This is a genomic window from Pseudomonas kurunegalensis, from assembly GCF_030291635.1.
Taxonomy (GTDB): Bacteria; Pseudomonadota; Gammaproteobacteria; order Pseudomonadales; family Pseudomonadaceae; genus Aquipseudomonas; species Aquipseudomonas monteilii.
The window spans coordinates 646,041-667,229 of the sequence record NZ_CP127871.1; the positions used below are offsets into that span (position 1 = coordinate 646,041).

The following is a 21,189-nucleotide window of genomic DNA, read 5'->3' on the forward strand; positions in this document are numbered from 1 at the left end:
ATTCCCATGGATGTTAACCCCTTTGGCTTGTCTTGCCAGTGCAATGCGCTACCATGGCCCTCCCTTTTTTTGTTGCCTGCCACCATGCACTGTCCCTTTTGCGGTGCCAACGACACCAAGGTCATCGACTCTCGCCTCGTCGCCGAGGGCGAGCAGGTGCGCCGCCGCCGCGAATGCGTGGCCTGTGGCGAGCGTTTCACCACCTTCGAAACCGCCGAGCTGGTGCTGCCCCGGCTGATCAAGCAGGACGGCACACGCCAGCCCTTCGACGAAGACAAGCTGCGTGCCGGCATGCAACGGGCCCTGGAGAAGCGCCCGGTCAGCGTCGAGCGCCTGGAAGCGGCGCTCGCGCACATCAAGAGCCGGCTGCGCGCGACCGGCGAGCGTGAAGTGAAATCGCTGGTGGTGGGTGAAATGGTCATGGCCGAGCTGCGCAAGCTCGACGAAGTGGCCTACATCCGCTTTGCCTCGGTGTACCGGCGCTTCCAGGACCTGGACGAGTTCCGCGAAGAAATCGACCGCCTGGCCCGTGAGCCAGCTAAAGAGTGAACATGCCCAGCCAAGCCGCCATCCTTGACGCCCACTACATGGCCCGCGCGCTGGAGCTGGCGCGCAAAGGCCTGTACACCACCCACCCGAACCCGCGTGTAGGCTGCGTGATCGTGCGCGACGGCGAAGTGGTCGGCGAAGGCTGGCACGTACGCGCCGGCGAGCCGCATGCCGAAGTGCATGCCCTGCGCCAGGCCGGTGAGCGTGCCCGCGGTGCCTGCGCCTACGTCACCCTGGAGCCGTGCAGCCACCATGGCCGCACGCCGCCATGTGCCGAAGCGCTGGTCAAGGCCGGTGTGGCACGGGTGGTGGCCGCCATGCAGGACCCTAACCCGCAAGTGGCGGGGCAAGGCCTGCGGCGTCTGGCCGAGGCTGGTATCGAAGTGGCCAGCGGCGTGCTCGAAGCCGAGGCCCGCGCACTCAACCCGGGCTTTCTCAAGCGCATGGAACATGGCCTGCCGTTCGTGCGCGCCAAGCTGGCCATGAGCCTGGATGGCCGCACCGCCATGGCCAGTGGCGAAAGCCAGTGGATCACCGGCCCGGCGGCCCGCTCCGCAGTGCAGCGCCTGCGCGCCCGTTCCAGCGTAGTGCTCACCAGCGCTGCCAGCGTGCTGGCCGATAACGCCCGCATGACCGTGCGCGGTGACGAGTTGGGCCTGGACCCCGAAAGCACTGCCCTGGCGCTCAGCCGCACACCGCTGCGGGTGCTGGTCGATGGCCGCCTGCGCCTGCCACTGGATGCACCGTTCTTCCAGGCCGGCCCGGCGCTGGTGGTGACGGCTGTCGCAGATGACCCGCGCTATGCCGCTGCCGGCCACGAGTTGCTCAGCCTGCCGGGTGACAATGGCCAGGTCGATCTGCCTGCGCTGCTGCAAGCCCTGGCGGCCCGTGGCGTCAACGAAATCCTGCTGGAAGCCGGTGCGGGCCTGGTGGGTGCTTTTGCCCGGCAAGGCCTGGTCGACGAGTTCCAGCTGTTCGTCGCCGGCACTTTCCTCGGCTCCAACGCCCGCCCGTTGCTGGACTGGCCGCTGGACAAGATGAGCGAAGCACCGCGGCTGAAAATTACCGAAATGCGCGCAGTGGGCGATGACTGGCGGGTCACGGCCATCCCCCTGCCGGCAGCCGGCGTATAATGCCGGGCTTGCCCCGTGCAAACCGTTTTTGAGGAAGACCCCATGTTCACCGGCATCATCGAATCCATCGGCACCATCCGCAGCCTCACCCCCAAGGGTGGCGACGTGCGCGTCTACGTCGAAACCGGCAAGCTCGACCTGGGTGACGTCAAGCTCGGCGACAGCATCGCCGTCAACGGTGTGTGCCTGACCGCTGTCGAACTGCCGGGTGACGGCTTCTGGGCCGACGTCAGCGTCGAAACCCTCAAGCGCACCGCATTCATCGACCTCAAGAGTGGCAGCAAGGTCAACCTGGAAAAGGCCCTGACCCCCACCACCCGCCTGGGCGGGCACCTGGTCAGCGGCCACGTCGACGGGGTTGGTGAAATCATCTCGCGCAGCGATAACGCCCGCGCCATCCAGTTCCGTGTGCGTGCACCCAAGGAGCTGGCCAAGTACATCGCCCACAAGGGTTCGATCACCGTCGACGGCACCAGCCTGACGGTCAATGAGGTCAATGGCGCCGAGTTCGAGCTGACCATTGTCCCGCACACCCTGTCCGAAACCATCATGGCCGACTACCGCGCAGGGCGTCGGGTAAACCTTGAGGTCGACTTGCTGGCCCGTTACCTGGAGCGCTTGCTGCTGGGTGACAAGGCCGCTGAACCGAGCAAGGGCAGTGGCATTACCGAAAGCTTCCTGGCCGCCAACGGCTTCTTGAAATCCTGATTGAGAAGGGGGTGCCGCGTGGCGCTCAACAGCATCGAAGAACTGGTAGAAGACATCCGCCAGGGCAAAATGGTCATCCTCATGGATGACGAAGACCGCGAAAACGAAGGCGACATCATCATGGCAGCCGAGTGCTGCCTGCCCGAGCACATCAACTTCATGGCCAAGCACGCCCGTGGCCTGATCTGCATGCCGATGACCCGCGAGCGTTGCGAAACGCTGAAGCTGCCGCTGATGGCGCCGCGCAACGGCTCGGGCTTCGGCACCAAGTTCACCGTGTCGATCGAAGCCGCCGAAGGCGTCACCACCGGCATTTCCGCCGCTGACCGCGCCCGCACCGTGCAGGCTGCCGCCGCCAAGGATGCCAAGGCCGAAGACATTGTCAGCCCAGGCCACATCTTCCCGCTGATGGCCCAGCCTGGCGGTACCCTGGCCCGCGCCGGCCACACCGAAGCCGCCTGCGACCTGGCGCGCATGGCCGGTTTCGAGCCAAGCGGCGTCATCTGCGAAGTGATGAACGACGACGGCACCATGTCGCGCCGCGCGGAGCTGGAAGTGTTCGCCGCCGAGCACGGCCTGAAGATCGGCACCATCGCCGACCTCATTCACTACCGCATGATCCACGAACGCACTGTGCAGCGCGTTTCCGAGCAGCCGGTGGAAAGCGAACTGGGTGAGTTCAACCTGGTCACCTACCGCGATGCCGTGGAAGGCGACGTGCACATGGCCCTGACCCTGGGCAAGATCTGCGCTGAAGAGCCGACCCTGGTGCGCGTGCACAACATGGACCCGCTGCGCGACCTGCTGCTGGTCAAGCAGCCGGGCCGCTGGAGCCTGCGTGCGGCCATGGCTGCCGTGGCCGAGGCCGGCAGCGGCGTGGTGCTGCTGCTGGGCCACCCGCTGGACGGCGACGTGCTGCTGGCGCACATCCGCGAAAGCGCGGGCGATGCACCGGCCAAGGCACCGACCACCTACAGCACCGTGGGTGCCGGTTCGCAGATCCTGCGGGACCTCGGTGTGCGCAAGATGCGCCTGATGAGTTCGCCGATGAAGTTCAATGCGATATCCGGATTCGATCTGGAAGTTGTAGAATACGTGCCCTCCGAGTGACTTGAGGCGGCAGTGACGCCCTCCAGCTCGAGTCCATACCCCTGTCGAGGCCGCCAGCATGCGGCCTCGCTCTTGAAGATGAGAATATCGGAATGACCCTGAAGACCATCGAAGGTACCTTCATCGCCCCCAAAGGTCGCTATGCTTTGGTGGTTGGCCGCTTCAACAGCTTCGTCGTCGAAAGCCTGGTAAGCGGTGCCGTTGATGCCCTGGTACGCCACGGTGTCAGCGAAAGCGACATCACCATCATCCGTGCCCCGGGTGCATTCGAAATCCCGCTGGTGGCACAGAAGGTCGCCCAGCAAGGCGCCTACGACGCGATCATCGCCCTGGGCGCCGTGATCCGTGGTGGTACCCCGCACTTTGAATACGTGGCGGGCGAATGCACCAAGGGCCTGGCCCAGGTGTCCATGGAGTTCGGTGTTCCGGTGGCCTTCGGCGTACTGACCGTCGACTCCATCGAGCAAGCCATCGAGCGTTCCGGCACCAAGGCCGGCAACAAAGGTGCTGAAGCTGCCCTGTCCGCTCTGGAAATGGTCAGCCTGCTGGCGCAGTTGGAGGCCAAGTGATTAGCGACGAAAGCGATCGTTTCAACCCGCGCGATCCAAAACCTGCGGATGCCGGCAAGCCCTCGAAGAGCGCCAAGCGCCGCGAAGCCCGCAAGCTCGCGACCCAGGCCCTCTACCAGTGGCACATGGCCCAGCATTCGCTGAACGAGATCGAAGCGCAGTTCCGGGTGGATAACGATTTCACCGATGTCGACGGTGCCTATTTCCGCGAGATCCTGCATGGGGTCCCGGCAATCAAGGGCGAAATCGACAAAGCGCTGGTGCCTTGCATGACCATCGCACTGGAAGAGCTCGACCCGGTCGAACTGGCCGTGCTGCGTCTGTCCACCTGGGAACTGATCAAGCGCGTCGATGTGCCTTACCGCGTCGTGATCAACGAAGGTGTCGAGCTGGCGAAGGTCTTCGGTGCCACCGATGGCCACAAGTTCGTCAACGGCGTGCTGGACAAGCTCGCTCCGGCCCTGCGTGAAGCAGAAGTCAAGGCGAACAAGCGCTGATTCCGGCGCTGCCTGCCCATGGGTGAGTTCGAGCTGATCAACCATTACTTCGCCGCCGCGCCCTGTGCGCAGGGCGGCGAGGGCGTGGCACTGGGGATCGGTGACGACTGCGCCCTGCTGCAGCTTCCCCCGGGTGAGCAACTGGCGGTGTCGACCGATACCCTGGTCGCCGGGGTGCATTTTCCTGCGGTCTGCGATCCGCTTCTGCTGGGCCAGCGCTCGTTGGCCGTGGCGGCCAGTGACCTGGCGGCCATGGGCGCGACCGCAATCGGCTTCACCCTCGCCCTGACCCTGCCGGATGTTGGCCCAGACTGGCTGGCCGCCTATGCGGACGGCCTAAGCCGCATGGCCCATCGTTGCCGCATGAGCCTGATCGGGGGGGATACCACCCGGGGGCCGCTGAGCATCACCGTTACCGTGTTCGGCCGCGTGCCGGCTGGCCAGGCGTTGCGCCGCAGCGGTGCACGGCCAGGCGACTTGCTGTGCGTCGGCGGTGTGCTGGGCAAGGCCGCCGGTGCATTGCCGCTGGTACTGGGCGAGCGCGAGGCACCCGCCGAGCTGGCTGAGCCGCTGCTTGCCCATTACTGGTCGCCGATGCCGCAGCTCACCCTGGGTGCGCTGCTGCGCGGCCAGGCTACCGCTGCGCTGGACATCTCCGATGGCCTGCTCGCAGATTGTGGGCATATCGCCAAGGCGTCCGGCGTGGCGCTGGAGGTGAACCTGGATCAGGTGCCAGTGTCTCCTGCTGTAGAGGCGCTCCTCGGCCGCGAGGCGGCCGTGCAGGCTGCGCTTGCGGGTGGCGACGATTACGTGCTGGCCTTCACGCTGCCGCCTGAGGCGCTGGCGCCCTTGGCCAACCTCGGTTTCGTCGAGGTGCATACCATTGGCCGTGTGCTCGAAGGGCAGGGCGTGACCTTGCGCGACGCGCAGGGCCAGGACATCACTCCCGTTCAGCGGGGCTATCAACACTTTAGGGAGACACCGTGACCGATCACCCCAACCAGGTGCCTGCGGAGTTCGTTCCGCCTTCGGTCTGGCGCAACCCGTGGCACTTCATCGCTTTCGGCTTCGGTTCCGGCACCTTGCCCAAGGCCCCGGGCACCTGGGGCTCGCTGGTGGCCATACCGTTCATCCCGTTGTGGCAGATGCTGCCCGACTGGGGGTACTGGCTGCTGCTCGGCGTGAGCATGCTGTTTGGCTTCTGGTTGTGCGGCAAAGTCGCCAATGACTTGCGCGTACACGACCATGAAGGCATTGTCTGGGATGAGATTGTCGGCATGTGGATCACCCTCTGGCTGGTGCCGGAAGGCTGGCAGTGGCTGCTGGCAGGGTTCCTGATGTTCCGCTTCTTCGACATCCTCAAGCCGTGGCCGATCCGCTGGATCGACCGTCATGTGCACGGGGGCGTCGGCATCATGCTCGACGATATCCTGGCCGGCGTGTTCGCCTGGCTGGGCATGCAGGTTCTGGTGTGGGCGGTTGCCTGAAACAGGGAGCGCGTGAATGGCCATAAGGACTGTGCTGCTGGCAATGCTGCTGAGTGTTGCCCCGTGGGTGAACGCTGCTGACGGTGTGCCGAAGCAGATCCACCTGGTCAGCGAGGAGTGGCTTGATTACACCAACGCCGACGGTAGCGGGGTCGCCTGGGACGTGCTGCGCAAGGTGTTCGAGCCGGCCGGGGTCAAGGTGGTGACCCAGAGCGCGCCCTACAGTCGGGCGGTCGGCCTGGTCAAACGCGGCGAAGCCGATGCCTGGGTCGGCTCGTACAAGGACGAGAACGACGACAACCTGTACCCGCGCTGGCACTTCGACATGGACCATATCTACGCCCTGGGGCTGGCCAGCAAGCCTGTGCCGACTCCAGAGAACGTTGGCAAATACCGCCTGGCCTGGGTGCGAGGCTATGACTACGGCAGCTACCTGCCGGATGTGCATGAGTTTCGTGAGATTCAGCGCCGCGAAGGCATCTTGCCGATGCTCGAGCATGACCGTGTGGACTTCTACATCGATGCACAGACCGAAGTCGATTATGTGCTGAGCCAGTCTTCGCAGCCCGAGCGCTTCCGTCGTACCCATGTGGCCGAACTTCCGCTGTACCTGGCTTTTTCCCGAAGCGAGCAGGCCAAGGCCCTGCGCGACCTGTTCGACAAGCGCATGGCCGAATTGGTGCGCAGTGGTGAGCTGAAGCCGATTTTCGAACATTGGAAGCAGCCCTATCCGTTCACTACGGACAGTCGCCCGCATTGAGAGGGGGCGTTTTTCGTCCCATCATCTCTGCTAAGCATCGAACTTTTCGATCTTAACCCACCGTATTCAGCCCGCCCACAGCCTGCAACTGGCTGATACAATCGGCCCACGAGAAATTTTCAACTTATTCCAGGAGCACAACGTGCCCGTCGTCTTTGTTGCCGCCTCTAAACTCCCGACTCCCTTCGCGACCTTCACCATGCATGGCTTCCTCGACGAAGCCACTGGCCGTGAGCATGTAGTGCTCAGCCTGGGTGACATCGCGGACGGCCAGCCGGTGCTGGGGCGCCTGCACTCCGAGTGCCTGACCGGCGATGCCCTGTTCAGCCAGCGTTGCGACTGTGGTGCGCAGCTGGAAGCCGCACTGCAGGCCATCGCCCGTGAAGGCCGTGGCGTGCTGCTGTACCTGCGCCAGGAAGGCCGTGGCATTGGCCTGCTGAACAAGATCCGCGCCTACGAGCTGCAAGATGGCGGCGCCGACACCGTCGAAGCCAACGAGCGCCTGGGCTTTGCCGCCGACCAGCGCGACTACGCCATGTGCCTGCCGATGCTGGAGCACCTGGGTGTGAAGTCGCTGCGCCTGATGACCAATAACCCGCGCAAGGTCAAAGCCCTGACCGACATGAACATCGTGGTTGCCGAGCGTGTGCCGTTGCACACCGGCCACAACCCGCACAACCGCTACTACCTGGCGACCAAGGCCGGCAAGCTGGGCCACATGCTGGGCAACGAACACCAGGGCGAGGCGCCCCAGGCGTGACCCGCGCCGAGGTCAAGCGGCGCCTGGCGCTGGCCTGGTGGCAGTACCTGGCGATGGGCCTGGTGCCGCTGCCGGTGATGGCCTGGGCCTTTGGTGGCGGTGACGCACTGATTCCGGTGCTGGCCATGCCACTGTTCATTGCCGGCGCGGCGACCATGTTCCTCAGCCTGCCGCGTTTCGGGGCTTACAAGCGGGCCCTGATCGCCACCTCCAAGGCACTTGGCACCGGCGAAGAGCCCGCCGCCTGGATCGAACTGGCGCGGGTTCGGCGCATGGCCATGCTGTATGCCTGCTTCCCGGCCTGGGTTGCCGCGCTGTCGGTGCTGGTCGGTCTGGAAGCGGTGCCGCAGATCCTGCTGGCGCTGTCCACCGTGGTGGTGCTGTACCTCTATCGCATTCCGCGTCAGCTCGGTTAATGCGTCTTCTGGCTGGTCTTCTGGTGCTGGTAGCCTGCACCGCACTGGCCGCTGAACCCATGCGGGTCGTCAGTCTGGCGCCGTCGATGACCGAAATCATGCTCGAGCTGCAGGCCGATGACCTGCTGGTGGGTGTGCTCGACGGTGGCGAACGGCCGGCGGCGCTGCGCGACCTGCCCTCGGTCGGACGCCAAGGGCAACTGGACATGGAGCGCCTGCTCAGCCTGCGCCCTGACCTGTTACTGCTGTGGCCTGGCAGCGTGCCGCCCGCCCAGCGCGACCAGCTCAAGCGCCTGGGCATTGCCACTTTCAGTGCCGAACCCCATGACATCGAGCAACTGATTGAGCAGATCGAGGCCATTGCAGGGCGCGTCGGGCGTGCCGAGCAAGGCCATGCGTACGCCCAGGCCCTGCGCAAGCGGCTGCAGCAGTTGCGCCAGCAGTACCGGCGAGACGAACCCTTGCAGGTGTTCTATCAAGTGTGGGATCGGCCGTTGTACACGCTCGGTGGCCGCCAGGTGGTGAGCGACGCCCTGGCCGTGTGCGGGGCGCGCAATGTGTTCGCCGACCTCAGTCAGCCAGCGCCACAGGTGAACGTGGAGTCTGTATTGCTGCGTAATCCGCAGGTCATCCTGGCCGGCGATCAAGTACAGCTGGCGAGCTGGAAGGCCTGGCCGCAACTGCGTGCGGTTGCCGATGGCCGCTTGCTGGTGGTGCCCGACAAGGGTCTAGAGCGCCCCAGCGGGCAGATGATCGAAGCCACCGCCCGCTTGTGCGCGTTGCTCGCGGCTAAAGCGCCGGCGTCCAGGTAACGCTGAACAGCAGCGTGCGGCCTTGGTACCGCGGATGAAGATGCCTGGCAGGCTGCCACGGCCACCTGTTAGATTTTGTGCAAGACAGTTGCTCCCACAGGCGCTCCACAGACCTTGAACACTGTGTAGTCCCTGTAGGAGCGGGTTTATCGGGGCGCCGAACCGCCACGAAAGGGCCCTAGAGGCCGAGCTTGGCCATGCGGGCTTTCACCGAGGCCTCGATCCCGGCCGCATCCAGCCCACACTCAGCCAGCATTTGCGCAGGCTTGGCATGCTCGACATAGATGTCCGGCAGCCCCAGGTGCAGCAACGGCTTGACCACGCCTTCGTTGGCAAGGAACTCACCCACCGCAGCGCCCGCGCCACCCATGATGGCGTTTTCTTCGATGGTCACCAGCAATTCATGGCTGCCAGCCAGCTCCAGCACCAAGGCTTCGTCCAGCGGCTTGACGAAACGCATGTCGACCACAGTCGCGTTGATCTGCTCGGCCACTTGCATGGCCTCGGCCAGCTGAACGCCAAACACCAGCAGGGCGACTTTCTCGCCTTGGCGGCGAACCACGCCCTTGCCGATTTCCAGCGGTTCGAGGTCGCCGCTGATCAGCGCATTCGGGCCGGTGCCACGCGGGTAGCGAACAGCCGCCGGGCCGTTGTACAGGTGGCCGGTGCTGAGCATCTTGCGCAGCTCGTTCTCGTCACTCGGGGTCATCACCAGCATGCCCGGGATGCAGCGCAGGTACGACAAGTCGTAGCTGCCCGCGTGAGTCGGGCCGTCTTCGCCAACCAGGCCGGCGCGGTCGATGGCGAACAGTACGTCGAGGTTTTGCACCGCCACGTCGTGGATCAGCTGGTCGTAGGCGCGCTGCAGGAAGGTGGAGTAGATCGCCACCACCGGCTTGCTGCCCTCGCAGGCCATCCCGGCTGCCAGGGTGACGGCGTGCTGCTCGGCAATCGCTACGTCGAAGTAACGCTCCGGGTAGCGCTCGCTGAAGGCGACAAGATCCGAACCTTCCTTCATCGCCGGGGTAATGCCCACCAGGCGGTTGTCGGCGGCGGCCATGTCGCACAGCCACTGGCCGAACACGGCGGAATATTTCGGCCCGCTGGCTTTTTTCGGCGCGGCAGGCTTGTCGGCCGGCTCCAGCTTGGTGATCGCGTGGTAGCCGATCGGGTCGACCTCGGCCGGGGCGAAGCCCTTGCCCTTCTTGGTCACCACATGCAGGAACTGCGGGCCTTTCAGGTCTCGCATGTTGCGCAGGGTGGCGATCATGGTCGGCAGGTCGTGGCCGTCGATCGGGCCGATGTAGTTCCAGCCCAGCTCTTCGAACAGGGTGCCGGGGGCCAGCATGCCCTTGGCATATTCCTCGGTGCGACGGGCAATTTCCCAGGCGCCGGGCAGGCGCGACAGCACTTTCTTGCTGCCTTCGCGCATGCTCGAGTAAGTGCGGCTTGAGAGAATCTTGGCCAGGTAGTTGGACAGGCCACCGACATTGCGCGAAATCGACATGTCGTTGTCGTTGAGGATCACCAGCATGTCGGCATTGACTTCCTGGGCGTGGTTCAACGCCTCGAAGGCCATACCGGCGGTCAGCGCGCCATCACCGATTACCGCAATCGACTTGCGTGCGCTATTTTGCAGGCGGGCGGCAATGGCCATGCCCAGTGCGGCGCTGATCGAGGTGCTGGAGTGGCCGACGCCAAAGGTGTCGTACTCGCTTTCGCTGCGGCGCGGGAAGGCGGCGATACCGTCCTTCTGGCGCAGGCTGAGCATGCGGTTACGGCGCCCGGTGAGGATCTTGTGCGGGTAGGCCTGGTGGCCCACGTCCCACACCAGTCGGTCGTCCGGGGTGTCGAATACGTAGTGCAGGGCGATAGTCAGCTCGATCACGCCCAGACCGGCACCAAAATGCCCACCGGTCTGACCCACGGTGTAGAGCAGTTCCTGGCGCAGTTCGTCGGCCAGGGTCTCCAGGTCGGCTTCGGCCAGCCGGCGCAGGCCGGCAGGCGTGTCAGCGCGGTCGAGCAACGGCGTGACCGGGCGTTCGCGGGGGATCTCTTGAAACGTCGTGGGCATCAGGCGAGTCGTTATAGGTGTGTGAAGACGCGGCAGTTTACCCCATTGTAGGAAAAGCTGCCCATTCAGACGGGTGTCGCATGGGCCGCACAGCGGCCCCGAAAATCAGTTGCGGCGTTCGACGATGTAGCGCGCCAACGCCCGCAGTGGCTCGGCCTTTTCGCCGAACCCATCCAGTGCGACCAGCGCCTGGTCGCGCAGTTCGATTGCATAGGCCTTGGCCGCTTCCAGCCCCAGCAGCGCCGGGTAGGTCGGTTTGTCACGGGCTATGTCAGCGCCCTGGCGTTTGCCCAGGGTGGCGGTGTCGCTTTCCACGTCGAGGATGTCATCCTGTACCTGGAACGCCAGGCCGATGGCCTGTGCATAAGTCTGCAGGGCCTCTAGCTGCGCCTGTTCGGCACGGGCACTGGCCAATGCGCCAAGGCGCACGCTGGCTTCGATCAGTGCGCCGGTCTTGTGCCGGTGCATGAACTCCAGCGCTTGCTGGTCCAGCTTCAGGCCTACGGAACCGAGGTCGATGGCCTGGCCGCCGACCATGCCGGCTGGCCCGGCGGCCTTGGCCAGGGCCTGCACCATGGCCAGGCGAATGCTGTCGGCCTGCGGGCTCAGGCCTGGGTCGAGCAGGGCGCTGAACGCCAGGCTCTGCAAGCCGTCGCCAGCCAGGATGGCGCAGGCTTCATCGAAGGCTTTGTGAGTGGTCGGCTGGCCGCGACGCAGGTCGTCGTCGTCCATGGCCGGCAGGTCGTCATGCACCAGCGAATAAGCGTGAATCAGTTCGACCGCGCAGGCTGCGCCGTTGGCTTGTTCGGCCGGGGCACCCAGGGCTTCGCAGGCGGCGTAGGCCAGCAATGGGCGTACACGCTTGCCGCCGTTCATCACGCTGTAGCGCATGGCGGCATAAAGGCGTTCCAGCTCTTTGGTCGGGGCGACGAACAGGGGTTCGAGGGCTGCGTCGACGCGCGCCTGGCAACTGGCCTGGTAGGTGCCGATCATGCTTCTGGCTCCGCGTCGAAGGGCTGGGCAGCCAGCTCGCCATCGCGCTCCAGCAGAATTTGCACCTTCTGTTCGGCCTGGGCCAGGGCACCCTGGCAATCGCGGGTCAGGGCGATGCCTTGCTCGAAGGCGGCCAGCGACTCTTCCAGCGACAACTCGCCGTTCTCCAGGCGCTCGACCAGTGCTTGCAGGTCTGCGAGGGATTGCTCGAAATCGAGGGAGGCTTTTTTGCGGGCCATGGCGACTGTCTCGGTGGCATATCAGAACGGCGCGACACTAGCAGAGCGGGGCGGGGGGAGCAAACATGTGTGGGGAGGGTTTTAGGGAACGACGTAATTTTTGTTGCGCTCTTGAGATCGAGCGCCGCCCGCGCGGCGCATCGCGAGCAAGCTCGCTCCTACATCTGTTTCGGGCCAGTTATTCCTGTGGGGTTTGCGCGCGTACGCTTTTGCTCATGGCTCGATACCGCGTCGAACAAACAAGGCGGTCGCGTACATTGGCACAGGCGATACTGGCCCGAAACAGATGTAGGAGCGAGCTTGCTCGCGATGCGCCGCGCGGGCGGCGCTCGATCTAAGCACCGCCACCTTCCTCAAGTCAAACGCCTGGAAACCATCAGGCCGTAGCGGCTTCCCGCTCCAGCATCTCCTCCCGGTACCGCGCCAGCTCCTCGATGGTCAGCACCGGCAAGTTGTACTGCCGCGCGTACACCGCCACCTGCTCGCCACGGGCCATGCTGCCATCGGGGTTCATCAGCTCGCACAGCACGGCTGCCGGGCGCAGGCCGGCCAGGCGTGCCAGGTCCACCGAGCCTTCGGTGTGTCCACGGCGGGTCAGCACCCCGCCATTGCGGGCGCGCAGCGGGAACACATGCCCTGGGCTGACGATATGGCGCTGCTCGGCACTGGAGCGCAACGCCGCGCCAATGGTGGTGATGCGGTCCTGGGCAGAAACCCCGGTGGTGATGCCTTCTGCCGCTTCGATGGTGACGGTGAAACCGGTGCCGTGGCGGGCCTGGTTGTTCTGCACCATCGGCGCCAGTTGCAGCGCATCGACGGTGGCTTCGTCCAGGCACAGGCAGACAATGCCGCTGCAGTCGCGGATCATCATGGCCATGGTTTGCAGCGTGATGTTTTCGGCAGCCGCAATGATGTCCGCTTCGTCTTCGCGGTCGTCATCATCAAGCAGCAATACAGGGCGCCCGGCCTGGAAGGCGGCGATGGCGGCAGAAACATTGGGGAATTGCGGGTGGTGAAGGGTGGACATGAAACGCTCCTCGTGAATGATCGATGAACGTCTCGGGGCGAACAAAATGCGCGCGCAGGGGCGCCCGGATAGGCCCCTGCCTGACGCCTTCTTTCATCCGGACTATGACCGTCGGCTCTGGAGTCGCACCAGATCTGCTGACCCCCGGCATGGCCGGGGCGCTCGCGGGCTCATCTTTCGATTTACCGCCGGTGGGGACTTTCACCCCGCCCTGAAGACCGGCCAAGCATAACGCACATGGCCACCCAACTGGCAACCCAAGGCTCTACGACCTTTGGCGGAATCATGCTGTCTTCACCCGTGTTTGCGGGCAGGTTTACTGCGACATTTCCTCTATCAGCAGCTTCAGTGAAGCGGGCAGCATCGGCCCGTGCCCCATTCCCTCGAACCGCTCGAACCGTACCTGCAACCCCGGCACCTTGGCCAGCTGGGCCACCAGCGCTCGTGCGGGCTGTTCCACATCCCCTTGCACCGGCATGCGCGGGTTTGCTGGCTCCTCACTGCCGCGCATCAGCAACAATCGCGCTCGGCCGCTACCCAGGCGCTGGCCAAGCCCCTGCGCCTCGCGCAAGATCGCCCCGTCATGCCACCACAGCGATGGGCTGGCCGCCGCATAGTCACTGAACGCCCCGGGCCGGGTGAACAACGCGTGCAGCACGGCCAGGCCGCCATAGGAATGGCCCCACAACGTCTGCTGTTGCGCGTCGATGGGGGCCAGCCCGGCCACCATTGGCCGCATGCGTTCGGTCAGCAGATCAAGAAACGCATCCACGCCGCCACTGGGCTCGCCGGTCAGCGGGTCACGCTGCTCAGCCTGGCCAGGCAGCGCCGGGGTGTAGTCATACGTACGCCCGGTCCGCTCGATACGTTGTTCGGTCTGGTAACCCACGGCCACCAGCAAAGGCGCCTGGCCGGCGGCGAGCTTGTCCAGTTGCTGGCTTTGCAGCGCGCCGATCGCTGCATTGCCATCGAGCATCCACAGCACCGGGTACCCCGAGGGGGGCGCCGGGCGGTTTGGCTTGCCGACCCACAAGCGGTAATGGCGTTGGCCATCGGCCGAGTCCAGGTCGAGCTGGGTGAAGCGATAGGCCAGGTCCTGGCGCTGCAGCAGCGAGGTGTCCATCTTCTGGTTACGCTCGGGCTGCGCCAGGGCAACAGGCGCAGCAAGGGCCAGTGCCAAAGCCAGTGTCAGGGTCATCTTGCTCATCAGGCGTCTCGTCAGGGCCTGGCGAGGAACGCGAGGCTGGAGCGCCCAGATGATAATCAGTCCTGATTGAGCGTAAAGCGCATTAACTTTCTAAACAGTCGCTGGCGGCCGGCAAGGTCAAATGCAGGCACAGGCCCGGGTGGCCATTGCTGGCCCACAACCGGCCGCCTTGCAGCTCGATCGCGCGTCGGGCAATGGCCAGGCCCAGGCCGAAGCCAGCGCCACTGTCGGCAAGACGTTGGTAAGGTTTGAAGATGCGTTCGAGGTCCGCGTGCGGCACGCCGGGGCCCTGATCGCTCAGGCGCAGGTGCCAAACCTCGCCTTCGCGCCAGCCATCCAGGCTGACCCGGCCTTCGGGTGGCGAATGGCGAATGGCATTGCGCAGCAGGTTTTCCAGGGCTTGTGCAAGGCTGTCCAGATGGGCTTGTACCTGGCAGTCGATACCAAGCGAACATGGCAGGCGCGCAGGGGCCCAGCCGCTTTCGAAGCAGACGTCCTGGCACAGGGCCTCCCACACCGACACCATCAATACCGGCTCGGTCGGCAAGCTGGGTTGCTCGGTGTCCATCCAGGCCAGGTCCAGGGTGTCTTCCAGCAGCTTCTGCATGTCGGCGACTTCGCGGTCCAGACGCTCGCGCAACTGGGGCGGCGGCAAGTCGCTGTCATGGGCGATGCGTAGCCGCGCCAGCGGCGTGCGCAGTTCGTGCGACAACGTGCGCAACAGCAGGCGCTGTTGCTCCAGGCTCTGGCGCAAGCGCCCGGCCATGTGCTCGAAGGCCTGTGCCAGTTCCCCCAGCTCATCGCGACGCTCTTGCAGGGGCAGGGCGGGGCTGTCCAGGTCATCGGCACGCAGGGCGTCGGCGCGGTCGCGCAGGCGGTTCAGCGGCACTACCAAATGCCGGTACAGCGCCAGGCCCAGCAGCAGGGCGAGCAGTGCGGGGGCTACGCCGTGGGTGACCACGTGGGTCCACGGCGTAAGGCCGGTGGGTAGCAGTCGCTCAGGCAGTTGCAGCACCAGGCGGCCGTGCTCGGGGTGTCGCGGGAATTCGATGCTGACGTAGGGCAGTTCATCTTGCAGGCGACGGCTCATCGGCCAATCGAGTTTGCGCATGAAGGTCAGGTGGCTGGCCTGCTCGGCACTTAGCGGGGTGGTGCCGAGGCTTTGCAGGTGCGGCCCGATCACTGCCACCCAGGTGTCCTCGGCGTGTTCCAGTTGCCTGCGCCAGGTCTCGACGCCCACCGCACCGCCTTGGTCCCAGGCGTCTTCAGCTTGTTGCGCATAGCGCGCCAGGTAGTCCTGGTTGGCCGGGGACAGGAAATAGGTGCTGCGCTCCACCGACAGGCCCCAGGTCCAGATCAGCCAGACCAACAACAGGCAGAAGCTGACTTGCAGCACGGCCAGTTTCCACAGCAACGGATGGCGGCGCATCAGGGCTGTTCCGTGTCGACCAGGATGTAACCCTGGCCGCGCACGGCCTGGATCTGCAGGTGCTGGGCGTTGATGTCGGCCAGTTTGCGGCGCAGGTTACACACATGCACATCCAGGCCCCGGTCCAGGCGGGTATAGGCCCGGTGAAGCACGGTCTGGTACAGGAACGGCTTGCTCAGGGCTTCGCCGGGGTGGGCACGCAGCGTCACCAGCAAGCGGAATTCGGAAGCCGTGAGGCCTGCAGCGTTACCGTTGTGGATAACGTCCTGGCGGTCGTGGTCCAGCATTACCTCGCCCACGTCGGCCCGCAGCGCCGTGCCGCGATCGAACGCCACGCGCCGCAGCAGGGCATCGACCCGTGCGTCCAGCTCCGCCAGGCTGAAGGGCTTGGGCAGGTAGTCGTCCGCACCTCGGGTGAAGCCACTGATGCGGTCCTGTTCCGCCCCCAGCGCCGACATCAGCATGACCGGCACCGCCTGCTGGCGGCGCAATGCGTCGAGCAGGCTGAGGCCGTCGATGCCCGGCAGCATGATGTCCAGCAAAACCAGCTCGAATTGCGATTGCTGTATGGCATTCAGGGCCTGAGTGCCGCTGGCGCAGGCATGCACCTGGAAACCACGGTTGAGGAAATGGCGTTCCAAGTCCTGACGCAGGCGTGGGTCGTCTTCGACGAGGAGAAGTGAGGTGGGCACGGCGAGCCTTTAATGAGAACTTCTATCAGTTACGAATCATCCCATTGCTGGCAGGGGAAGGGCAACGCCCGGGAGTGTTAAGAAGGTTAATGATGCTGCACCCCCGTTTTCGCTCCGGTATCGTTCGCAAAAAGCAACTTGTTTCGTTTGCGAATTAATGTCATTTGGGTGAAGGGTGTGTCATGAACGGTTTCAAACGTGTGGGGAACTCGCGACAGGTGCGGGGCTTGTTGGTGCTGGGCTTGCTGGCGCCATTTTCGTTGTCGGCACTGGCGGAGACGGTCGCGACCCAGGCGGCGGTAGAGGACAACGCGCTCGACCTGCCGGCACTGACCATCGAAGGCAACCGCCTGTACGACATGCTGCCCTCGGAAGCAACCGGCGGCTACAGCGTCGATGCCGCGACTGTGGGCACCAAGACCCCTGCGGCGCTCAAGGACATCCCGCAATCGATCACCGTCTACACCCAGGATTACGTCAAAGACCGCCAGTTCGTGCACCTGGATGACCTGGCCAAGTACACCGCCGGCCTGCGCACCCTGACCAACGACAGCGGCCGGTCTTCGATCTACGCCCGTGGTTACGAATACAGCGAGTTCAACATCGACGGCCTGCCGGCCCCCATGGCCAGCATCTTCGGCACCGTGCCGTCGCTGGCGGCGTTCGACCGTGTCGAAATCATGCGTGGCCCGGCCGGGCTGTTCAGCAGCACCAGCGAGCTGGGCGGCATCGTCAACATGGTGCGCAAGCGCCCGACCGCCGAATTCCAGGGCCACGTCGAAGGCAGCTACGGCACCTGGGACACCAACCACGAAGAAATCGACCTGAGCGGGCCGCTGGATGATGCCGGTCGCGTGCGCGGGCGTTTCATCGCATCCCGCGACGACACCAATGGCGAAGTCGATTACAACGCCAACACCAGCAACAGCTACTACGGCGCGCTGGATGTCGACCTGGACGACGCCACCACGCTGTCGTTCGGCCTGATGCACGAAGTGAAGAACATCAGCCCGCACAACGGCTACCCGGCAACCTTGTCTGGCGATGTGCCGGACTTCAGCCACTCCCGTTTCCTGGGTGCCGACTGGAACTACTTTGACGGCAAGACCACCGACCTGGTCGCCGAGCTGACCCACCGCTTCGACAACGGCGGCTATGGCCGTGTCGCCGCCCGTGGCTCGCACCGCGACACCAACTACCTGTACGCCTTCACCGCGACCAACGCCACCACCGGTGCCAACTCCGAGCGCGCCAGCGCCCGTGACTTCACCCAGGACACCTACTCGCTGGACGCCAGCTACAGCCAGCCGTTCGAAACCCTCGGCCAGGTCAGCGAATTCGTGGTCGGTACCGACTACAAGAACTACGACACCGAGTACCTCAACGGCACCACCAACCTGGGCGCCATCAACGTCAACACTTACTCGCCGAAGCAGTTCGCCAAACCGTCGCCCAACTACAGCACCGAGACCGGCATGCAGGAAGAGGAATACGGCCTGTACTCCAAGGTCACCTTCCGCCCGATCGAGCGCCTGGCGTTGATCGCCGGTGGCCGCTTCAGCTGGTATCGCGGTGATTTCTACACCACCACCCTGAGCAGCGGTGCCACCACCAACGACAGCAAGCGCGTGGATGGCCACTTCACCCCGTATGGCGGCCTGGTCTATGACCTGACCGAAAACCACGCCCTGTACGCCAGCTACTCGCAGGTGTTCAAGCCGCAGTCCGACACCGACAGCAACGGCCGGGTGCTGAAACCGCGTGAAGGTGAGCAGTACGAGTTCGGCCTGAAGAGCAGCTACTTCGGTGGAGACCTGAACACCCGCTTCTCGGTGTTCCGCCTGACCGACAAGAACCGCGCCACCACCGAATACGACGAGGACGGCGTAGACACCAACTTCTCGGTCGCTTCCGGCAAAACCCGCGTCAAAGGCGCCGAAGTGGAAGTAAGCGGCAAGCTGACGCCAAACTGGGAGCTGCTGGCCGGCTACACCTGGATGGAAACCGAAACCCTCAAGGGCGATGCAGAAACCACCTTCTTCATCATGCCGCGCAACCAGGCTTCGCTGTGGAGCAAGTACACCATCAGCCAAGGCCCGCTGAACGGCCTGGCCATTGGTGGCGGCATTTCGGCGATGAGCAACTTCTATTCCGAGAATGGCGGCGTGCGCATCGATGCACCAGGCTATGCCACGGTGGATGCGATGCTGTCGTACCCGGTGACCTCGAAACTGACCGCCACCTTCAACGTCAACAACCTGTTCGACCGGGATTACCTGTCGCGGGTGGGGTCGACGTCGACATTCAACTTCTATGGGCCGTCGCGCAGCATGATGGTTGGGGCGCGGTATGACTTTTGATTGGTGTTGTGGCGTATAGGTGGACGCCTACGGTTTTGCAGCGTTTATGAAATCGAGCGCCGCCCGCGCGGCGCATCGCGAGCAAGCTCGCTCCTACATTTGTTTTTGGCCAGTAACGCCTGTGCCTGCGCACGCGACCGCCTGGTTTGTACGGCACGATATCGTGTCGTGCGCAGAAGGTTCGCGGGCAAATCTCCCAGGATAAATTGGCCCGAAACAGATGTAGGAGCGAGCTTGCTCGCGATGCGCCGCGCGGGCGGCGCTCGATCTACCAGGCGCTGAAACCCTGTCGGCATGTACCTGTCGGCCCAGTGCAGCATTCAAGGTGAACATTTCAAGGGCCGATTTTTCCTGACCCAATACCTGAGTGCGATGGCCAATGCGCTGATGAATGAGCCCGAGTTGGGGATGAAACAGTTAGGGCAGGGCTGCGTGAGGATTATCAAAAAAAGCCGGCTTGTGGATAAACGCAATCAGCCTCCATGACCATGCTCCTTCCCATCACGATGAACATGCGTCTTCGAATCCGGCTTCGAGTGGTGATCACTGCCGGCTTCGTCTTGCCCATGCTGGCCTTCATGGTTGTGCATGTCACTTTCACCACCGCCATGCTGGTGGCCGCCACTGCTTGCGACCATCGCCTGGTACTGCTGAGCATTCATCTGCGGTAGTTGGTCCAGAAAAGCCACCATGCCCCAGATATACGAATCATCCATGCTCTTGCCCCAAGCCGGCATTCCCGTAGCCTTGATGCCGTGCTTGATGGTCCAGAACGCAACAGCGGGGTCACCGCTGGCGCCGAGCTTGCTCAGGTCAGGGGGCGACGGGTACAGCGCTTGGCTCAGCTCGGTCTTTTCGACGCCAGGGGCCAGATGGCAACCAACGCACATGGCGTTGTAGTTACCGGCGCCGATGCGAATAAGGTTTTCATTCTTGAGGTCCGGTACCTCGATATCCCTGGCCCGTACTTCGATAGACCGATCCCGGGCCATGGCCAGAAAGGCATGCACGGCCGGGAAATGAGGGTCATCAGCCCCGACGTTCACCAGGCCAAAGTAAGCGGCGCCCAATACGCCCGCACCGGCGACGGCGCCTGCTGCAACAAGCGTTGTAATTGTTTTTTTCATGTCGGGCTCTCAAAACCACATGCGGATGCCGGCAACGAAACGCGCTTCATCCACATCACCACCCTCGTCGCGGACGAAATCAGCCGTTTTGCCGTAGGAGCGGCTCCAGGTGATGCCTATGTAAGGTGCGAACTGGCGAACGATTTCATACCGTAGCCGCAGCCCGACCTCGGTATTCGCCAGGCCAGAACCCACGCCTCGCTCAGGGTCGTTCTTGCCATAGAAATTGGCTTCGGCGGTGGGCTGAAGGATCAGGCGATTGGTCAGCAGAATGTCGTAGTCGCCTTCCAGGCGGGCGGCGGTTTGACCGTTCTCACCCAGGAACGCGGTGGCTTCGGCCTCGAAGCCGTAAAGCGCCATGCCCTGGATGCCGAACGCCGCCCAGGTCTGCGGGGATTGCGGTTTGAAATCCTGGCGCACCCCGGCAACCACATCCCACCAGGGGCTGACAGCGCGGCCATAGAGCAACTGCAACTCGGCATCTTCGGTGACGCCGTTGGTGCGTTCGCCTTCGGAGCGAATCCACAACCGGTTGATATCGCCGCCGACCCACCCGGTAGCATCCCAGGCCAGGGTGCTGCCCTCGTCTGCATCCTGATATTCAAGCTGGTCCAGCAAGAAGAAGCTATTGAGCGCGCTGTCGTGCACCTGATGCCCGCCCAGCGGGGGGAATGCGGCCTGCCGGTCTGCATCCGTCAGTTCGGGAATCGGGGTTCGGCTGGTCGTCGCAGGGGTGGCAGCACCATGGTTCATCTTCGAGTGATCCATGCCCCCATGATCCATGCCCTGCATGCTGCCATGATCCATCTGGCTAGGGTTCATGCCCGACATGGAGCCGTGCCCCATCGCCGAATGGTCCATTTCGCCAGCGGCGAAGCTGGGTGCAGTACCCAGCATGCCGAGTGAAACGGCCAGGGTCAGCAGCGAGGGTCGCGCCGGGCTATTGGCCATCTTTCCCTGCCTTGGCGTTGTCGCTGCCCTGCGATTTCATCATCTTGCTGTGATCCATACCTTCCATCGAGCCATGGTCCATGCCCTTCATGGCGCTGTGATCCATGCCCTTCATGGAACCGTGGTCCATGCCTTGAGCGCCCTTGGCTTTTGCTGCATCTGCAGCCTTCCGGGTGTGTTGCTCATGGTTGTCGCCGGCCCACGACGACGGGGCATAGACAGCCAGCAGGCCAGCCATCGCAGCAGAGAGGAAAAACGCGCTTCGTTTCATAGGTTTGTTCATCTCGGA

At 64.1% G+C, this 21,189-nt stretch carries 24 protein-coding genes and 1 riboswitch; of the genes, 14 read left to right on the plus strand and 10 right to left on the minus strand.

What is annotated here, in order from left to right:
- The first annotated feature begins 84 nt into the window (after positions 1–84).
- The 12 genes from nrdR (at position 85) to QQ992_RS02930 (ending at position 8,801) form a co-directional block, all read left to right on the plus strand.
- Entirely contained in the window at positions 85–549 is a 465-nt protein-coding gene (nrdR, locus tag QQ992_RS02875; protein WP_009685710.1) for a transcriptional regulator NrdR, read from the plus strand.
- 2 nt (positions 550–551) lie between these two features.
- Positions 552–1,682 carry a bifunctional diaminohydroxyphosphoribosylaminopyrimidine deaminase/5-amino-6-(5-phosphoribosylamino)uracil reductase RibD gene (gene ribD, locus QQ992_RS02880; RefSeq protein ID WP_286112163.1) on the plus strand — a complete coding sequence of 377 codons (1,131 nt, stop codon included), beginning with the start codon at positions 552–554 and terminating at the stop codon, positions 1,680–1,682.
- A gap of 42 nt (positions 1,683–1,724) precedes the next feature.
- Positions 1,725–2,390 carry a riboflavin synthase gene (locus tag QQ992_RS02885; RefSeq protein WP_003255399.1) on the plus strand — a complete coding sequence of 222 codons (666 nt, stop codon included), beginning with the start codon at positions 1,725–1,727 and terminating at the stop codon, positions 2,388–2,390.
- An 18-nt stretch (positions 2,391–2,408) separates the two neighbouring features.
- A complete protein-coding gene (ribBA, locus tag QQ992_RS02890) occupies positions 2,409–3,500 on the plus strand; it encodes a bifunctional 3,4-dihydroxy-2-butanone-4-phosphate synthase/GTP cyclohydrolase II (protein ID WP_016484697.1) in 1,092 nt (363 codons plus the stop codon).
- Between the two features lie 92 nt (positions 3,501–3,592).
- Positions 3,593–4,069: a 6,7-dimethyl-8-ribityllumazine synthase gene (gene ribH / locus QQ992_RS02895; RefSeq protein WP_003255395.1), complete on the plus strand. Its 477-nt coding sequence runs from the start codon at positions 3,593–3,595 to the stop codon at positions 4,067–4,069.
- Complete coding sequence (gene nusB / locus QQ992_RS02900; protein WP_003255393.1) at positions 4,066–4,566, plus strand: transcription antitermination factor NusB; 501 nt, start codon at positions 4,066–4,068, stop codon at positions 4,564–4,566. Before ribH ends, nusB begins: the two co-directional genes overlap by 4 nt.
- Positions 4,567–4,584: 18 nt before the next feature.
- Positions 4,585–5,553 carry a thiamine-phosphate kinase gene (gene thiL / locus QQ992_RS02905; RefSeq protein ID WP_286112164.1) on the plus strand — a complete coding sequence of 323 codons (969 nt, stop codon included), beginning with the start codon at positions 4,585–4,587 and terminating at the stop codon, positions 5,551–5,553.
- Entirely contained in the window at positions 5,550–6,053 is a 504-nt protein-coding gene (locus tag QQ992_RS02910) for a phosphatidylglycerophosphatase A family protein (RefSeq protein WP_003255391.1), read from the plus strand. The genes thiL and QQ992_RS02910 overlap by 4 nt, the downstream gene beginning before the upstream one ends.
- A gap of 16 nt (positions 6,054–6,069) precedes the next feature.
- Positions 6,070–6,813 carry a substrate-binding periplasmic protein gene (locus QQ992_RS02915; protein WP_286112165.1) on the plus strand — a complete coding sequence of 248 codons (744 nt, stop codon included), beginning with the start codon at positions 6,070–6,072 and terminating at the stop codon, positions 6,811–6,813.
- Positions 6,814–6,955: 142 nt separating this feature from the next.
- Complete coding sequence (gene ribA / locus QQ992_RS02920) at positions 6,956–7,573, plus strand: GTP cyclohydrolase II (RefSeq protein WP_286112166.1); 618 nt, start codon at positions 6,956–6,958, stop codon at positions 7,571–7,573.
- The gene (locus tag QQ992_RS02925) at positions 7,570–7,989 is read left to right on the plus strand and encodes an MFS transporter (protein WP_286112167.1); all 420 of its coding nucleotides are present in this window, start codon (positions 7,570–7,572) and stop codon (positions 7,987–7,989) included. The genes ribA and QQ992_RS02925 overlap by 4 nt, the downstream gene beginning before the upstream one ends.
- Positions 7,989–8,801: a cobalamin-binding protein gene (locus tag QQ992_RS02930; protein ID WP_286112168.1), complete on the plus strand. Its 813-nt coding sequence runs from the start codon at positions 7,989–7,991 to the stop codon at positions 8,799–8,801. Before QQ992_RS02925 ends, QQ992_RS02930 begins: the two co-directional genes overlap by 1 nt.
- Positions 8,802–8,979: 178 nt before the next feature.
- Here QQ992_RS02930 and dxs read toward each other — a convergent pair whose 3' ends face one another.
- The 7 genes from dxs to QQ992_RS02965 all read right to left on the minus strand — a co-directional run bounded on the left by dxs (position 8,980) and on the right by QQ992_RS02965 (position 16,462).
- Positions 8,980–10,875 (minus strand): 1-deoxy-D-xylulose-5-phosphate synthase, encoded by a 1,896-nt coding sequence (dxs, locus tag QQ992_RS02935; RefSeq protein WP_286112169.1) that lies wholly within the window; start codon positions 10,873–10,875, stop codon positions 8,980–8,982.
- A 105-nt stretch (positions 10,876–10,980) separates the two neighbouring features.
- The gene (gene ispA, locus QQ992_RS02940; RefSeq protein ID WP_286112170.1) at positions 10,981–11,868 is read right to left on the minus strand and encodes a (2E,6E)-farnesyl diphosphate synthase; all 888 of its coding nucleotides are present in this window, start codon (positions 11,866–11,868) and stop codon (positions 10,981–10,983) included.
- The gene (locus tag QQ992_RS02945) at positions 11,865–12,107 is read right to left on the minus strand and encodes an exodeoxyribonuclease VII small subunit (protein WP_003255380.1); all 243 of its coding nucleotides are present in this window, start codon (positions 12,105–12,107) and stop codon (positions 11,865–11,867) included. Before QQ992_RS02945 ends, ispA begins: the two co-directional genes overlap by 4 nt.
- 376 nt (positions 12,108–12,483) lie before the next feature.
- A complete protein-coding gene (gene ribB, locus QQ992_RS02950) occupies positions 12,484–13,134 on the minus strand; it encodes a 3,4-dihydroxy-2-butanone-4-phosphate synthase (RefSeq protein WP_286112171.1) in 651 nt (216 codons plus the stop codon).
- Positions 13,135–13,215: 81 nt separating this feature from the next.
- A riboswitch (FMN riboswitch) is annotated at positions 13,216–13,357 on the minus strand.
- 93 nt (positions 13,358–13,450) lie between these two features.
- Complete coding sequence (locus tag QQ992_RS02955; RefSeq protein ID WP_286112172.1) at positions 13,451–14,341, minus strand: alpha/beta hydrolase; 891 nt, start codon at positions 14,339–14,341, stop codon at positions 13,451–13,453.
- 82 nt (positions 14,342–14,423) lie between these two features.
- Complete coding sequence (locus tag QQ992_RS02960; protein ID WP_286112173.1) at positions 14,424–15,770, minus strand: HAMP domain-containing sensor histidine kinase; 1,347 nt, start codon at positions 15,768–15,770, stop codon at positions 14,424–14,426.
- Positions 15,770–16,462 carry a response regulator transcription factor gene (locus QQ992_RS02965; RefSeq protein ID WP_119368694.1) on the minus strand — a complete coding sequence of 231 codons (693 nt, stop codon included), beginning with the start codon at positions 16,460–16,462 and terminating at the stop codon, positions 15,770–15,772. The genes QQ992_RS02960 and QQ992_RS02965 overlap by 1 nt, the downstream gene beginning before the upstream one ends.
- A 182-nt stretch (positions 16,463–16,644) precedes the next feature.
- On the opposite strand from QQ992_RS02965, the gene QQ992_RS02970 reads away from it, so the two are divergent.
- Both QQ992_RS02970 and QQ992_RS02975 read left to right on the plus strand, forming a co-directional pair.
- Positions 16,645–18,822, plus strand: a complete 2,178-nt coding sequence (locus QQ992_RS02970) for a TonB-dependent siderophore receptor (RefSeq protein ID WP_286112174.1) — start codon at positions 16,645–16,647, stop codon at positions 18,820–18,822.
- Positions 18,823–19,116: 294 nt separating this feature from the next.
- A complete protein-coding gene (locus QQ992_RS02975; RefSeq protein WP_286112175.1) occupies positions 19,117–19,308 on the plus strand; it encodes a hypothetical protein in 192 nt (63 codons plus the stop codon).
- On the opposite strand, the gene QQ992_RS02980 is transcribed toward QQ992_RS02975, so the two are convergent.
- Genes QQ992_RS02980 through QQ992_RS02990 form a run of 3 tightly spaced genes read right to left on the minus strand, consistent with a single transcriptional unit; the run spans position 19,296 to position 21,183 of the window.
- Positions 19,296–19,949 carry a c-type cytochrome gene (locus QQ992_RS02980; protein ID WP_286112176.1) on the minus strand — a complete coding sequence of 218 codons (654 nt, stop codon included), beginning with the start codon at positions 19,947–19,949 and terminating at the stop codon, positions 19,296–19,298. The two genes, QQ992_RS02975 and QQ992_RS02980, sit on opposite strands and share 13 nt — an antisense overlap.
- A 9-nt stretch (positions 19,950–19,958) precedes the next feature.
- On the minus strand, positions 19,959–20,900 hold the full coding sequence (locus tag QQ992_RS02985; RefSeq protein WP_286112177.1) for a copper resistance protein B: 942 nt from the start codon (positions 20,898–20,900) through the stop codon (positions 19,959–19,961).
- Positions 20,890–21,183 carry a hypothetical protein gene (locus QQ992_RS02990; protein WP_286112178.1) on the minus strand — a complete coding sequence of 98 codons (294 nt, stop codon included), beginning with the start codon at positions 21,181–21,183 and terminating at the stop codon, positions 20,890–20,892. The genes QQ992_RS02985 and QQ992_RS02990 overlap by 11 nt, the downstream gene beginning before the upstream one ends.
- Between the last annotated feature and the right edge of the window lie 6 nt (positions 21,184–21,189).